13 protein-coding genes are annotated in these 15,059 nt (G+C 65.3%); 6 read left to right on the top strand and 7 right to left on the bottom strand.

Annotated features, from left to right (window positions below):
- Positions 1–159: 159 nt before the first annotated feature.
- Both QZ613_RS08875 and QZ613_RS08880 read left to right on the top strand, forming a co-directional pair.
- Positions 160–471, top strand: a complete 312-nt coding sequence (locus QZ613_RS08875; RefSeq protein WP_043564514.1) for a YdhR family protein — start codon at positions 160–162, stop codon at positions 469–471.
- 63 nt (positions 472–534) lie between these two features.
- Positions 535–1,011, top strand: a complete 477-nt coding sequence (locus QZ613_RS08880) for a PaaI family thioesterase (protein WP_043564513.1) — start codon at positions 535–537, stop codon at positions 1,009–1,011.
- A gap of 519 nt (positions 1,012–1,530) precedes the next feature.
- Here the strand turns inward: QZ613_RS08880 and QZ613_RS08885 are convergent.
- Together QZ613_RS08885 and QZ613_RS08890 are read right to left on the bottom strand one after the other, a co-directional pair.
- On the bottom strand, positions 1,531–2,700 hold the full coding sequence (locus tag QZ613_RS08885) for a Fic family protein (protein WP_291982049.1): 1,170 nt from the start codon (positions 2,698–2,700) through the stop codon (positions 1,531–1,533).
- A gap of 454 nt (positions 2,701–3,154) precedes the next feature.
- Positions 3,155–4,000, bottom strand: coding sequence for a SapC family protein (locus QZ613_RS08890; protein ID WP_291864075.1), 846 nt, complete (start codon positions 3,998–4,000; stop codon positions 3,155–3,157).
- Positions 4,001–4,344: 344 nt separating this feature from the next.
- Between QZ613_RS08890 and mutS the strand changes: the two genes are divergently transcribed.
- The 3 genes from mutS (at position 4,345) to QZ613_RS08905 (ending at position 9,106) form a co-directional block, all read left to right on the top strand.
- Positions 4,345–6,924, top strand: a complete 2,580-nt coding sequence (mutS, locus tag QZ613_RS08895) for a DNA mismatch repair protein MutS (RefSeq protein ID WP_291982051.1) — start codon at positions 4,345–4,347, stop codon at positions 6,922–6,924.
- Positions 6,921–7,877, top strand: a complete 957-nt coding sequence (locus tag QZ613_RS08900; RefSeq protein WP_291982053.1) for a metallophosphoesterase family protein — start codon at positions 6,921–6,923, stop codon at positions 7,875–7,877. The genes mutS and QZ613_RS08900 overlap by 4 nt, the downstream gene beginning before the upstream one ends.
- An 86-nt stretch (positions 7,878–7,963) precedes the next feature.
- On the top strand, positions 7,964–9,106 hold the full coding sequence (locus QZ613_RS08905) for an ABC transporter substrate-binding protein (RefSeq protein WP_043569423.1): 1,143 nt from the start codon (positions 7,964–7,966) through the stop codon (positions 9,104–9,106).
- A gap of 42 nt (positions 9,107–9,148) precedes the next feature.
- On the opposite strand, the gene QZ613_RS08910 is transcribed toward QZ613_RS08905, so the two are convergent.
- From QZ613_RS08910 to QZ613_RS08920, 3 genes are all read right to left on the bottom strand, one after another.
- Entirely contained in the window at positions 9,149–11,197 is a 2,049-nt protein-coding gene (locus QZ613_RS08910) for a FeoB small GTPase domain-containing protein (protein WP_291982055.1), read from the bottom strand.
- Positions 11,198–11,369: 172 nt separating this feature from the next.
- A complete protein-coding gene (locus QZ613_RS08915; RefSeq protein WP_291863489.1) occupies positions 11,370–11,876 on the bottom strand; it encodes a peptidylprolyl isomerase in 507 nt (168 codons plus the stop codon).
- Positions 11,873–12,343 carry a peroxiredoxin gene (locus tag QZ613_RS08920; RefSeq protein WP_291863487.1) on the bottom strand — a complete coding sequence of 157 codons (471 nt, stop codon included), beginning with the start codon at positions 12,341–12,343 and terminating at the stop codon, positions 11,873–11,875. Before QZ613_RS08920 ends, QZ613_RS08915 begins: the two co-directional genes overlap by 4 nt.
- Positions 12,344–12,599: 256 nt before the next feature.
- Between QZ613_RS08920 and QZ613_RS08925 the strand changes: the two genes are divergently transcribed.
- Positions 12,600–13,301: an SIMPL domain-containing protein gene (locus QZ613_RS08925; RefSeq protein WP_291863485.1), complete on the top strand. Its 702-nt coding sequence runs from the start codon at positions 12,600–12,602 to the stop codon at positions 13,299–13,301.
- An 84-nt stretch (positions 13,302–13,385) separates the two neighbouring features.
- Here the strand turns inward: QZ613_RS08925 and ftsB are convergent, their stop codons facing one another.
- Both ftsB and eno read right to left on the bottom strand, forming a co-directional pair.
- Positions 13,386–13,742, bottom strand: a complete 357-nt coding sequence (gene ftsB, locus QZ613_RS08930) for a cell division protein FtsB (RefSeq protein WP_043569429.1) — start codon at positions 13,740–13,742, stop codon at positions 13,386–13,388.
- Positions 13,743–13,770: 28 nt separating this feature from the next.
- Positions 13,771–15,054, bottom strand: coding sequence for a phosphopyruvate hydratase (eno, locus tag QZ613_RS08935; protein ID WP_043569432.1), 1,284 nt, complete (start codon positions 15,052–15,054; stop codon positions 13,771–13,773).
- Between the last annotated feature and the right edge of the window lie 5 nt (positions 15,055–15,059).

Below are 15,059 nucleotides of genomic sequence, written 5' to 3' on the forward strand. Positions count from 1 at the left end.
GCCAAATGTTTAGTCGCCTATCAGCGTGGTGAGCGACCGAGCAGCTTTTATCGCCCGATAAATCGGGCTCCTACGGAGGCAGGCGAGGCATTATCTGTAGGAGCCCGATTCATCGGGCGATGTGTCGCTGGAGTAAACTCACCACGCCAGGAGAAACCCATGATCACCGTCATCGTCGAATTCAAGCTCCCTCAGACCCTGTCGAGGGAGCAGGCCCAGGCCACCTTCCAGGGCACGGCGGCAAAATACCAGGGCATGCCGGGCCTGATTCGCAAGTACTACTTTCTTTCCGCAGACGGCAACCGGGCCGGCGGCATCTATCTCTGGAATTCACGCGCCGACGCCGACCGGGTCTACACGGAGGAATGGAAAGCCTTCGTGCGCGGCAAATACGCCAGCGAACCGTCGCTGACCTACCTCGAATGCCCGCTGGTCGTCGACAACCTCACGCACGAAATCATTGCCGACTAACCCGTCCGAATCACGACGAGGCCGGCGCGCCGGCCGCGCGACAAAGGAAGAAAGGAAGCAAACATGCCCAGCACGGCTTTTCAGGATTGTTATCCCGATGATTTCGCGCATTGTTACGGATGCGGCAAGAACAACGAACACGGCCACCATTTGAAGAGCTACTGGGACGGCGATACGACCGTTGCACGCTTCACACCCCAGCCCTACCACACCGGCGGCGTTCCCGGAAACGTCTATGGCGGCCTCATCGCCTCGCTGCTCGATTGTCACGGCGCAGGTTCCGCCGCCGCCGCCGCGTGCAAAGCAGAAGGCCGCGAAATGGGCAGCGCCCCACCCATGCGCTTTGTCACCGCCTCACTCAAGGTCGATTACCTCCGCCCGACGCCGATAGACGGCGAACTGGAAGTCCGAGGCGAAATCGTCGAGGTCAAGCCGCGCAAGGTCACCGTTAGCCTGTCGTTGAGCGCCCACGGCGAGGTCTGCGCGCGCGGGCACATGATCGCCGTGCGGCTGCCCGATTCCGCGGCAGGACAGCAATAGGCCGCCAGCGAAAAGTGACGCCGCGGGGATTTCCCCGGCACGCCCACCCGTCACTGCGAGGAGCGCAGCGACGCGGCAGTCCAGGGCCTGCCACGGCTGCTGCAGGAACACCTCGAATTCCCGCCGGTCCGCCGCCAACTCTGACGAGGAAGCGAGGAGAAGCCTGTTCTTGTCGGTCATCTTGGCAGTCCCGGAAGGCGATTGGCGAGACAGTATAGCCAAGCGACCGCGAGAGAGAACGCCAAACTCATGGTTCTGGCCGCGAAGACGGGGCTCGCCATGCGCAAACCGATGCTCCCCCGTGGAAGTCACATCCGGGATGCGTGAATTGCGGGCGAAGCTCTCAAGCAGTCAGAAGGTGGCGCTGGACTGCCGCGTCGCTGCGCTCCTCGCAGTGACGGGGTGGCGAGCGCGGGGCTTGGCGCCAACGCGAACGTCATCGTGGCGGCGCCGCCTGCCAACAGCCATGGAGAAGCATGGGAGTTTGCCTCACTCCACCTCGTTGTGCCGACGGTCGTTCTACGCGCGCGGCGGAGGCAGCCCGGCGTTCAGCAGCTCGACATAACGCGGATAGCTGAACACCCGCCCGCGCTGGCGTTGGGTCAGCTCGGTGACGATACCGAGCGCGCTCAAGTGAGCGAGCGACTTGTTCACCGTCGCCGCGCTCAGCCCGGCGGCCCTTGCCAGCGTGGCCGCGGTGGTCAGTGGCTGGCGCTGCAGCTCCTGATGCACCGCCAGCGCAGACTGCGCCGCACGTCCCAGCGCCGCGATTCGATCTCGGTCGTCATTCGCCAGTGCAAGCAGCGCCTGCGCCGTGACCACCGCCTGCGCCGCGCTGACCTGCACGCCCTCGGCGAAGAAATCGAGCCAGCGCTCCCAGTCGCCGTGCAGGCGAACCGCGTTCAACAGCTCGTAATACAGTGGGCGATGGGTCTTGAAGAACAGACTGGGGTACAGCAGCGGCTCGCGCAGGACGCCGTCGGCGACCAGTTGCAGGACGATCAGCAGCCGCCCGATGCGCCCGTTGCCGTCGAGGAAGGGGTGGATGGTCTCGAACTGCACGTGCGCCAGCGCCACCTTGAGCAGCCGCGGAGTCGCCTCCGGCTGGTCGTTGAGAAAACGCTCGAAAGCGGCGAGGCACGCGGGGAGCGCGTCTGCCGGCGGCGGAACGAAGGCCGCGTTGCCCGGCCGCGTACCGCCGATCCATACCGCCGAACGGCGGAACTCGCCCGGCGCCTTGCCACGCCCGCGCGGATGGTCGAGCAGCACCGCATGCACTTCGCTGAGCAGCCGACCGCACAGCGGCAGCCCGCCACGCAGCAGCGCCAGCCCGCGCTCCAGCGCGGCGACGTAGCGGCTGACCTCACGTGCGTCGTCGAGCGGCACGCCGGGCTGCTCGTCGATCTCGAAAAGCAACAGGTCGGCCAGCGACGACTGCGAGCCCTCGATCTGCGACGACAGAACCGCCTCCTTGCGAACGAAGCCGTAGACGAGCAGCGCGGCGTTCGGCAGCAGCGCGCTGACCGCGTCCAGCCGCCCGAGCGCGACCAGCGCGTCGTCGAAGCGCCGCCGCAGCGCCGGCGTCCACGCCAGCGGCGGCTGCGGCGGCAGCGGCGCCGGGACGAAGGCCTGGTAGGGCCCTTCGGCCGTCGAGACGGTGACGTACTGGCCGGGCGGTGGTCGGTGCATGTGCGCGAACCTGAAATAAGCGTTGCCGTTATTTTAGGATGTAGGGGAAAAATAAAACAGGGTGATGTCTGCTTGCGGCTGACAGATCTCCGCCGAAAGCTCGCTGCGCACGGTCGAAGCCATCTTCCCCTTCATAAAACAGAGAGGCGGCGAAGCCGGAGCGTGTTTGCGGATGCCTTCAATGTGTCGGCGAGGGCGATGGCGTTTCAGCCATGGCCGGGGTCGTAACCCGTCACTGCGAGGAGCGCAGCGACGCGGCAGTCCAGGGCGTGCCCGGGCTGCCGCAGGAAAGCCAACGCGCTCACCGCAGCAAGGCGTTGCCATAGCCGCGCGGATGAAGTGAAAAGCAACGCGGCGGCGGAAAAGTCCTCCCCCGCGCGCCCTCGAGAGTCAGCGCAGCGCAGATCCAGAGTCCGGATGATCGGGATACGGCGTGAAACCCGGGCCGGGCAGCTCAGTTGAGCTGGCTGCTCGCGCCAGCGCGGGGGCGCTGTTGCGCGGCCGGATCGTCGGCGCCGTCGGCTTTCCCGGCTCTGCCTGCCTCGTCGCCTTTTCCGGCGGCCGGGCTGGCCGCTTCGCTGCCCGGCGCGAGGCGGTCCTTGAGCGCGTTGAAGTTGCGCATCGACTGCAGGTGCAGGTAGATGAGCTCGAGCTCGTCGCTGGCCGCCAGCTCGTGCAGCTTGTCGGCCGGCAAGGCCTTGAGGCGCTTGCGATCGACGGCCAGGAAGCCGCTCAGCGAGATCTTTTCGCCGCTGGGGAGCGTGAACTGCGCCTGCATGGGCTCCAGCAGGTCAAGCTCCTGGAGCTTCTTGCAGAAGGCCTCCGTTCGCACGAACTGCAGACGATACTCCTGGAGAAACTTGAGCACCTGGTCGACGTATTCGCTCGGCTTGCCCTCGGCGGTGAACAGCGCCTGACCGCGGCCTTCGCGATTCAGGCCCGGGAAGGCCTCGTCGACGCACAGCGTGAACGTCTGACCGTCTTCGCCGGGTGAAAAGACAAAGGGGTAGCGGCGGATGAAGGCGGGCAGGTAGCTGGCGCGCCAGCTATCGTCGCCGGCGAGATAGAGGTTTTCGTTCTGGCGGGCGCCGAGAATCACCGCCGGGAGCACCTGGTCGGCGCCTTGCGCAAAGACCACCGGATACTCGGGCGCAGCCTGCGGGAACTCGATGGCCATCAGGGGAACGGAGTTGACGTTGCGCGTAAACGCAAAGCCCTTGCCGACTTCGACCGAGCACGTGCCGTGCCTGGCATTGGAGACCGGGACTGCGGTTTCGTAGATAAGCAACTGGGTGGCCATGCGAAAAATCCCCTTTGGAAGGTTCCTGTGTTGGAAGGCAGGCGCGGCAGACGGGTGCGGGCCTGTGGCGCGACATCGGCCTGAACGGACGCTGGACCTGGCTGGTTCCGGCCCGGCAATGGTCAGCCCGTGGAACCCGAAAATAGAGCTTTCCTGCCGGCCCGTCAATGAAAGCACGGTCAGCGCTGGACTTCAGCGACATTCGTCACGGGAAAGCGGCCGCCACGCACCACTGCTTCCGATGGCGCGCAGGAACAGCCGGCGAGCAGGAACGCGCTTTGCGGTACACTTTGCGGCACGCGCAAGTTGCCGAAAAAAAACACCCAGAGAAGTAGCCGATTTCAATGAGCCAAGAAGACCTGTCCGGCCACACCCCGATGATGCAGCAGTACCTGAGCATCAAGGCGCAGCATCCGGGGCTGCTGGTCTTCTACCGCATGGGCGACTTCTACGAACTATTCTTCGACGACGCGGAAAAAGCCGCGCGACTGCTGGACATCACGCTGACGACGCGCGGGCAGTCGGCTGGGCAGCCGATCAGGATGGCCGGCGTGCCGTATCACGCGGTCGAACAGTATCTCGGCAAACTGGTGCGGCTGGGTGAATCGGTGGTCATCTGCGAGCAGATCGGCGACCCGGCGACGAGCAAGGGCCCGGTCGAACGCGCAGTGGCGCGCATCGTCACGCCGGGGACGCTGACCGACGCAGCGCTGCTCGACGAGAAGCGCGACACGCTGCTGCTTGCCGTGTCGATGACCCGACAGCTTGCCGGACTGGCGTGGATCAATCTGGCGAGTGGCGAGTTTCGCGTCTGCGAGGTCGCGCCGCCGAAACTGGCCGCGACGCTGGAACGTATTCGCCCGGCCGAGATCGTCGTCGCCGAGAGCCTGGCAGCAGACTTCGCCGCCGACGTCGCGCTCACCCGCCGGCCCGACTGGCACTTCGACGTCGAGGCGGCGAATCGCGAGCTGCGCACCCATTTCGGCACCACGTCGCTCGCCGGCTTCGGCACCGACGGCCTGCGGCCGGCGATTGCTGCCGCCGGCGCGCTGCTGCGCTACGCGCAGGCGACGCAGGCGCGCGCGCTGCCGCACGTGCAGGCGCTGATCGTCGAACGCGACGCCACGTATCTGGGCCTGGATACGGCCACCCGGCGCAACCTCGAACTCACCGAGACCCTGCGCGGCCAGCCGGCGCCGACGCTGTGCAGCCTGCTCGACAACTGCAGCAGCGCGATGGGCTCGCGGCTGCTGCGCCATGCCCTGCATCACCCGCTGCGCGATCCGGCAATCCCCAGCGCCCGGCACGCGGCGATCGCCATGCTCCTAGACGCGGGTGAGTCGCCGCTGCGCGCGCTGCGCCAGAGCTTGCGCTGCCTTGCCGACATCGAACGCATCGCCGGGCGCATCGCGCTGTGCAGCGCGCGCCCGCGTGACCTGTCTAGCCTGCGCGACAGCCTGCAGCTACTCGAGGAACTGCGCGCGCCGCTGACCGACAGCGCCGCGCCGCTGCTCGCCGAACTGCACGCACAACTGGCCACGCCGCATGCGGCGCTCGATCTGCTACAGCGGGCGATCCTGCCCGAGCCGGCGAGCCTCGTCCGCGACGGCGGCGTCATGGCCAGCGGCTTCGACGCCGAGCTCGACGAGCTGCGCGCGCTCAACGACAACTGCGGCGCTTTCCTGCTCGAACTCGAAGCCCGCGAACGCGAGCGCACGGGAATCGCCAACCTGAAGGTCGAATACAACCGAGTGCATGGCTTCTTCATCGAAGTGAGCAACGCGCAGGCGACCAAGGTGCCCGACGACTACCGGCGCCGGCAGACGCTGAAGAACGCCGAGCGCTACCTGACGCCCGAGCTGAAGGCTTTCGAGGACAAGGCGCTGTCGGCCAAGGAGCGCTCGCTGGCGCGCGAGAAGCTGCTCTACGACAGGGTGCTGGCCGAACTGCAGCCCGAACTTCCGCGGCTGCAGCAGATCGCGCACGCGGTTGCCCACGTCGATCTGCTCGCCGGCTTCGCCGACACCGCGCAGCGCCGCAACTATTGCCGGCCGCTGTTTTCGTCCGAGCCGGGCCTGTCGATCGAGGGCGGCCGTCACCCGGTCGTCGAGGACCAGCTGCCGGGCGGCGCCAGTTTCATCGCCAACGACACGCGTCTTGGCGACGGACGCCGGCTATTGCTGATCACCGGCCCGAACATGGGCGGCAAGTCGACCTACATGCGACAGACGGCGCTGATCGCCCTGCTCGCCCACGTCGGCAGCTACGTGCCGGCGAACAAGGCCGTTCTCGGGCCGCTCGACCAGATTTTCACGCGCATCGGCGCCGCCGACGACCTCGCCGCGGGGCGCTCGACGTTCATGGTCGAGATGACCGAGTCCGCCGCCATCCTGCATCATGCGAGCGAGCGCAGCCTGGTGCTGATGGACGAGGTCGGGCGCGGCACCTCGACTTTCGACGGCATGGCGCTGGCGTTCGCGATCTGTCGCCACCTGCTCGAGAAGAACCGCTGCCTGACGCTGTTCGCCACCCATTACTTCGAGCTGACGCTGCTCGCCAACGAATACGGCGAACTGGCGAATGTGCATCTCGGCGCCGTCGAACACGGGGCCGGCATCGTCTTCCTGCACGCGGTCGAGGAAGGTCCGGCCAATCAGAGCTACGGTATCCAGGTCGCCGCGCTGGCCGGCATTCCGGCGTCGGTGCTCAGGGCGGCGCGCCGGCAGTTGCGCGAGTTCGAGCAGCGCGCGTCGATCAACCCGCTGCAACCGGACCTCTTCGCCAGCGCACTGGCCAGCGCCGCCGAAGCCGGCGAGCCGGCCATCGATCCGGCCCTCGAACACCTGCGCAGCGTCGACCCCGACCAACTGACCCCGCGGCAAGCGCTCGACGTGCTTTACGCCTTGAAGGCGCGGCTGCAATGAACTCACCTGCGACGACAATGCGCAGTCTGCTCGGCGGCCTCGGCCTGCTGCTCGCCGTCGGCCTGCACGCCGAAACCTGGCGCTTCGCGGTCATCGGCGACACGCCGTACAGCAGCTACGAAGAACGCCAGCTACCGGCAATGCTCGACGACATCGCCGCGGAAAACCCGCAGTTCGTCGTTCACGCCGGCGACTTCAAGTCGAGTTCGAAGCCCTGCAGCGACGCGCTGTTCAGCGACCGCAGGGCGCTCTTCGACGCTTCGCGCGTACCGCTGATCTACGTCCCCGGCGACAACGAATGGACCGACTGCTACCTGCAGAGCGCCGGTCACTTCGACCCGCTGGAGCGGCTGCAAAAGCTGCGCCAGCTGTTCTTCGCCGCGCCACGCTCGCTGGGCCAGCAGACGCTGGCGGTCGAACAGCAGGCGGGCGCCTATCCGGAACAACTGCGCTGGCGGCTGGGACCGGTGCTCTTCGTCTCGCTCAACGTACCGGGGTCGAACAACAACTTCGGCAATCGCGAGACGCCCAGCCGGGAATACCTTGCCCGCAACCCGGCGGTCATCGAATGGCTCGAGCAGAGCTTCGCCACGGCGCGGCGCGAAAATGCCGCCGGGCTGGTGATCGTGATGCAGGCCAACCCCGGCTTCAAGCACGCCGCCGCCGGCCTGACGCACTCCGGCTACCGGCAGTTGCTGGCCACGCTGCGCCGCGAGACGCTCGCCTTCCCCGGACAGGTGCTGCTGATCCACGGCGACACGCATTGGCAGCGTATCGACCGGCCACTGCGCGATCCGACCAGCACCACCGACAAGCCAGGCAATCGGCCGATCGCCAACTTCACTCGCCTGGAGACCTTTGGCTACCCGCTGATGGGTTGGGTCAAGGTGATCATCGATAGCGAGCTCCCGCAGCTCTTCCGCTTCGAGGTGCACCCGCACCGCGGGCGCTGATTCCGCGCCCCGGAAAGGCCCTGCACAAGTGCGTCGACAGCCGTGCCGGCAGGCCCTAGACTTGCAGAGACATTCAAGCGGAGTGGATGATGAAGCTGATCTCTTTTCCGGGCAGCGTCCTGGCGACTGTCCTCATCGGGCTGGCATCGTTCAGCGCCCATGCCGCCGATATCGTCGTCGGCCAGGTAGCCGCGTTCAGCGGCCCGCTGGCGCCGACCGGAACACACATGCGCGCCGGCGCGCAGCTCTATTTCGACGCCGTTAACGCCGCCGGCGGGATTCACGGCGCCAAGATCCGCCTGCTCTCCAAAGACGACGGCTACAAGACCGAGGAGACGATTCGCCTGGCCCGCGAATTGCTCAAGGAGGCGCAACCGGTGGCCTTTTTCGGCTTTGTCGGCACCGGCAACGTCGAGGCGATTCTCGAAAACAAGGTGCTCAGCGAGGCGGGGATTCCGCTCGTTGCCGTGCGCACGGGCGCGGCATCGGTCGTGCAACGCAACGACCCGCTGCTGTTCATGACCCGTGCCAGCTACGCGGCGGAAGTGCAGAAGATCGTCGATCAGTACGCCACCACCGGCTACAGCAGCTTTGCCATCCTCTATCAGGACGACGCCTTCGGACGCGACGTGCTGGGTAGCGCCGAAGCGGCCATCAAGGAAGCCGGCGGCAGGCTGGTGGCCACCGGCTCGTACGCCAAGAACACCACCGACGTCGGCGCGGCGGTGAAGACCATCGCCGCCGCCAAGCCGCAAGCGGTGATCATGATCGCCAACACGGCGGCCAGTTCGGAGTTCCTGAAACAGTCACGCGAAGACGGCAACTTCGCGCAGTACGTCGCCCTCTCGGTCACCGACGCCGCACAGGTGGTCAAGCGCATCGGTGCCGACAAGGCGGCGGGACTGGTACTCACCCAGGTGGTTCCGGACCCGAACAGCCCGACGGTTCCCCTGATCAAGGAAATCCAGCACAACTTCGCGAAGTTCAAACCGAAGGACGTCACTGCCAATCACACCTTCGTCGAAGGCTATCTCGGCGCCAAGGTGCTCGCTGAAGCATTGCGCCGTGCCGGCCCGAACCCGACCCGCCAGAAAGTGCGCGAGGCCCTCGAATCGATGAAGAACTATGACGCTGGCGAAGTATTCATCAGTTTCTCGGCCAACCGGCACACCGGTTCGCGCTACGTCGACATCACCATCCTCAATCAGGCCGGCAAGCTGCTGCGCTAGGCGACGCAGGCACGCGTTCCTGGCACGCGTTGCGCGGCTCTACTATGGTGCAAAACTGCGCCAGGCTTCCAGCAGCAGGCGCACGACGCCGCTGACAAGCAGGGCGACGCCGACCGAAAGGCCGATCGAGAAGCACGCCTGACGCCAGCCAATGTTCCTCAGCATCACGGCGAAGGTCGATACGCAGGGCACGTAGAAAGTGAGAAAGACCAGAAAAGTGGCGATCTGCAGCCAATCGAGCAGCGGCACGATGTCCATCGTCCCCAGCGCCTGGTAAACCATGAGCAAGGACAGTTCCTTGCGCAGGACGCCAAACAGGATCGGCACGCCGAGCAGGGCCGGCAAGCCCAGCCACCAGCTGGTGATCGGCAGGAGCAGGATATTGATCACCTGGTCGGCGCCGAAATGCGTGAGCAGCGCCAGCAGCACGCTACCGGCGACGAGCAAGGGCGTGACGATGGTCACGATGTCGCGGGTCCGCTGCCAGGTCTTGGCCAGCACCGCGTTCCAGCGTGGCAGGGCATACGGCGGGATCTCCTGGATCATGCCTACCGCGACTTCCTTGTAGAGACTGGCGAGGAGCCGACCCAGCAGCGCCAGGACGACGAGGGTCAGCGCGAAGATCGCCAACACGCCGAGGCCGCCGAGATACTTGCCCCCCATGGCCAGGATGATCGCCGAGCGTGCCGAACAGGGAACGAAGGCCATGAGCAGGGTGGCGACGAGGCGATCCTTGCCGGCGGTGGTCGCGGCGACCATCGAGATCGCCGGAACGTTGCAGCCCAGACCAACCAGGAAAGGCGCCGCTACGGCGCCGTGCAGGCCGATGCGGTGAAAGCCCCGGTCGACGACGAAGGCCACCCGGTGCATGATCCCCGACTCTTCGAGGGCGACCAGCAGCAGGACGAGCGGCAACATGTAGGGGATGGCGATCCCGATCAGACCGATCAAGCCGTCGCTCACGGCACGCCCGACGACACCGGCCGTAGAGGTCGGCTGCCACTCCTGCGCCCATTCCATGAGTGGCGCCGCAGTCCACGCGTCGAGCGTGGTGCTGAGTTTGAAGACCACCACCAGGACCAGCGCGAAGACCGTCAGGCATCCGATCAGCCCGCCCTGCGGATGCAGAAACAGGCCGTCGAGAAAGCGTTGCCAGCGGCCAGCGTCGGCGGCACCGCCAAAGCGCGTCACGTTCTCGAAAATCAGCGCCGCCCGATGATGGCGGTCGGCGTGCAGTTCGTCGGATAGCGAACGCGGCAGATGCGCCTCGGCGGCTACACGCGCAGCCAGCACCTGCGGCAGCAGGTGCGGAAAATGACCGCCGAGCTCCTGCAGGAAGTAGTCGTCGTTCTCGGCCAATTGCATGAGCAGGAAACGCCAGGGAACGCGAAAGGCCTGCTCGACATCGGGCCGGGCGAGCAGCGCACGCAGCGGTTTCAGCGTCGTGCCGAGATGCACGTTGGGCGCCGTTCGCTGCGGCAGTGTCCGGTCACGCGCCGCCGCCAGGGTGGCGGCGAAGAGCTCGGCGACGCCCAGCCCCATGTGCGCCACGGTCGCCACCACCGGCACGCCGAGGCGCTCCGACAAGGCGCGAGTGTTGATGTACAAGCCCTTGCGCCGCGCTTCGTCAACACGGTTGAGGGCGATCACCAGAGGCTTGCCGAGCAGACTCAGTTCCAGGCTCAGCTCAAGATCACGCTGCAAGGCGGTCGCGTCTACCACCTGTACCAGGACGTCGGGTGAACGAAAGGCGACTGCCGGCCGTTCTGCTTCGTGCGCGGCAACCGGCGGCCAGCGGTCACCCCAGAGCAGATACTTGAGCAGCACCCGGTCGCGCGGATTCAGCGAATGCAGCGAATCGATCGACGGCAGGTCGAGCAGCGAGATCTGCTCCAATCCGACGTCGACCAGGCACTCGTCATAGGGCTGGCCATCGTGCAGCCTTGTTTCCTGCTGCGGCGCAGCACTCGAGGCTGCCAGAAACAGGCTGCTCTTGCCCGTACGCAAGCGGCCGACAAGCGCGACTCGCGGGCGCCGCTCACCGCGCAGAAGCTGCCGCGGCACGGCGATGGTCGAGATTCCTGCCGCCACGTCAGTCCTCTTCCCCTGGTTCCGTTTGCCGATGGCGGTGCGCTGGCCGGCAGCGACCCGACTGCTATCCTCGCGGGCGCCGCCGTCGGCTAGCAGGCGGCACGGCCTTGCAACGGCCGACCGAGGGTGCGGCTAGCGAAGACTGCCGGCGACCCGCGCTCGCCAGAGCGAGTCAATCCTCGTCGTCGAAGTCGCCGTCGTGCGTGTGACCGTGGCTGATCTCTTCGGCAGTCGCCGGGCGAACACTGGTCACCGTACAGGTAAACACCAGCGCCATTCCCGCCAGCGGATGGTTGCCGTCGAGAACCACCTTGTCGTCGGCCATTTCCGTCACCCGATAGATCAGGACGTCCTCGTCGTCGTCATCGTCGTCGGCGCCCTCGGGAATTCCTTCGAACTGCATGCCAACCTGCAACTCCTCCGGGAACTGCGCGCGGGGTTCGACCTGGACAAGCGCTGCGTCGTATTCGCCGAAGGCATCGTCCGGTTGCATCTTTACGACCACCGACTCACCAACCTTCTTGCCCTGCACTGCTTCTTCGATGAGGGGAAAAATGTCGTCGTAGCCCCCGTGCAGATAGACCAACGGTTCCTGACCGGCATCGACCAGCGCTCCCTCGAAATCGGCGACGCTGTAGTCAAGGGTGACCACGGTATTCTTGGCAACTTGCATGTTCATGAATTGAGTTCCTTCACCCTGCGCAACATTTCCAGCGCATGGCCTTTGGCAGTCACTCCGTAAAGCGCGAGACGGAGAACGCCCTGTTTGTCGATGACGAAAGTCGAGCGCACAATGCCGTACTTCTTGACACCATTCACTTCTTTCGCCTGCCAGACACCGTACCGCTTGCAAGCCGCTCCTTCGCTGTCGGAAAGGAGTGCGACCGAAATCCCGTGCTTGTCTCTGAATTCGGCGTGCCTGATGCAGTCGTCACGGCTGATGCCGATAATCGTGCAATCATGGCGCGCAAACTGATCCTCATGATCGGAGAAATCGGTTGCCTGCAAGGTGCAGCACGGCGCGTCATCTCTGGGGTAAAAGAAGAGAATGACATTATTCTTGCCCTGGAAGCGGGCAATATCGATGAGTTCCATGTCCGCATCAGGGAGGACGAACATCGGTGCTGCCTGTCCTGCTTTCAGCATGGTGACCCCTCAAAGCTTCCCAACGACCCTTACGGCCCCTACGCGCGCAAATGGGTGTAGCCGATTCTAACCAAGCTTCCGGCAACTGGCCACAAGAAAGCGCTGGCAGCTCAGGCTACAATGAGCTGGCGACGAGGATGCTCGCTGACTCCGGTTACACGCCAGGAACACTCTCGCATCGTCGCCGCCCCCAGCTACGCGCGGAGCTGAAGGATACCCGTCATCCTCGTACGCCGCAAACCCGGAGAGCGACCCCATGACTTTCATTCGACCTCTGCTGCACGCCACACCCCTGCTGCTCATGGTACTCGCCACGCCGGCACCGGCAGCAGCGAGCGACGAGGCGCCAATCACCACCGTCGAACTTTCGGCCGAGGCGGAACGCCCGGCAGCCAACGATCTGGCGCGCGCCTCGGTCTTTGCCGAGGCCAGCGGAGCGACACCGGCGGAACCGGCCGGCCGGGTCAATAAGCTCATCAGCGACGCCCTGAAGACGGCCAGGACCTACGCCAAGGTCAGGGCGCAAAGCGGCGCCACGCACACCTATCCGATCTATGGCAAAGACGCCAGGATCGAAGCCTGGCGAATGCGCTCCGAGCTGACCCTCGAGTCGCGCGACAGCGCTGCGCTCTCCGAGCTCCTCGGCCAGCTCCAGACCGCGCTGGGTGTCGCCAACCTGATCATGCTGCCGAGCCCGGAAACCAGAAAACAGGCGGAAAACGAGGCCATCATCGAAGCCATCGCCGCGTTCAGGGAACGCGCCAGAACAGTCGCCGACGCACTCAGAAAAGACTACCGCATCAAGCAACTGTCGATCGGCAGCGGCGGTCGGCCACCCGCTCAACCCAGGATGCGTTCGGCAGCCCTGGCCTCGGCCGATGCCGCACCGATGCCGATCGAAGCCGGCGAGACGCTGATCCGGGCAACGATTTCCGGCCAGATCGAGCTGACCGACTAGTCGCCGCAGGCGCTGCGGCCAGCAGCGCAGGCGCGCCGGGACCTCCTGTGGGTGAGACCGGGCGAGCGCGCTCCGTAGCTTTCGCTAGCGCTTGGCCGGTTTCGCCGGAGCGACTTGAGCGGCGACGGCCGCGCTCCTGGCCGCCGGCGCGACGGCTGGCGCGGCGCGAGGACGATCAGGAATCTGCACGAAAACCTCATCCTGCTTGACCATCCCGAGTTCGAAGCGCGCACGCTCTTCGATGGCGTCGTAACCCTGCTTCAGGTCGCGCGCTTCGGCGTCGAGCCCGGCGTTGCGCATCTCGAGCGTCTGGTTGATTTCCTTCTGCTGCTGCAACTGCCGGTCGACATCCCATACCCGCAGCCAGCCCCCTTTGCCGATCCACAGGGGGGCCTGCAGCAAGACGACGACTACCAATAGCCCGACAGCAAGCCAGCGCACGGTGCGGGACGTCTAGGGCGCCGGGGGGTCAGGACAGATTGTAGAAGGCATCGCGGCCCGGGTAACCCGCCGTGTCGCCAAGGTCCTCCTCGATGCGCAGCAGCTGGTTGTACTTGGCAATGCGGTCGGAACGTGACAGCGAGCCCGTCTTGATCTGCAAGGCGTTCATGCCGACGGCGATGTCGGCAATGGTGCTGTCCTCGGTTTCCCCGGAACGATGTGAAATGACCGCTGTGTAGCCTGCACGCTTGGCCATTTCGATGGCCGCAAAGGTCTCCGAGAGCGTGCCGATCTGATTGATCTTGATCAGGATCGAGTTGCCGATTCCCTGCTTGATGCCTTCCTTGAAAATCCGTGTATTGGTGACGAAGACGTCGTCACCGACGATCTGCACGTTCTTGCCCAGCCGCGCGGTGAGCACTTTCCAGCCGTCCCAGTCGTTCTCGGCCATCCCGTCCTCGATCGAGACGATCGGAAAGCGGTCGGCCAGATTAGCCAGATAATCGGTCAGTTCGTGCGCGTTCAGCTGCAGGTTCTCGCCCTTCAGGTGGTAACGGCCATCCTTGTACAACTCTGACGCCGCGCAGTCGAGACCGATCAGGACGTCGGCGCCGGGACCATAACCGGCGTTTTCGATCGCCGTAACGATCAGCTCAAGGGCTTCGGCGTGACTGCCAAGGTTGGGGGCAAAGCCGCCTTCGTCGCCGACGGCGGTCGAGAAACCTTTCTCGTGCAACAGTTTCTTGAGCGCATGAAAGACCTCGGCGCCGCAACGTAGCGCTTCGCGGAACGAGTTCTGACTGACCGGGAGAATCATGAACTCCTGGAAATCGAGGCTGTTGTTGGCGTGCTCGCCACCGTTGATGATGTTCATCATCGGCACCGGCATCTGCATCGGCCCGGAACCGCCAAAATAGCGGTAGAGCGGCAGCCCGGATTCCTCGGCCGCGGCTTTGGCGACGGCCATCGACACGGCGAGCATGGCGTTGGCGCCCAGACGAGCCTTGTTGTCCGTGCCGTCGAGATGGATCAGCGTCTGGTCGATGAACGCCTGCTCCTGGGCGTCGAGACCGATGATCGCTTCGGAGATCTCCGTATTCACGTTCTCGACGGCTTGCAGCACGCCCTTGCCCAGATAACGCGCGGCATCGCCATCACGCAGTTCAATGGCCTCGCGCGAGCCGGTGGAGGCCCCCGAAGGCACCGCTGCCCGGCCCATGACGCCGGATTCGAGCAGAACGTCACATTCGACAGTAGGGTTGCCGCGCGAGTCGAGAACCTCGCGGGCGACAACATCAACGACAGAGCTCATGGTCT

It is taken from the genome of Candidatus Accumulibacter sp. ACC005, assembly GCF_907163215.1.
Classification (GTDB): Bacteria; Pseudomonadota; Gammaproteobacteria; order Burkholderiales; family Rhodocyclaceae; genus Accumulibacter; species Accumulibacter regalis.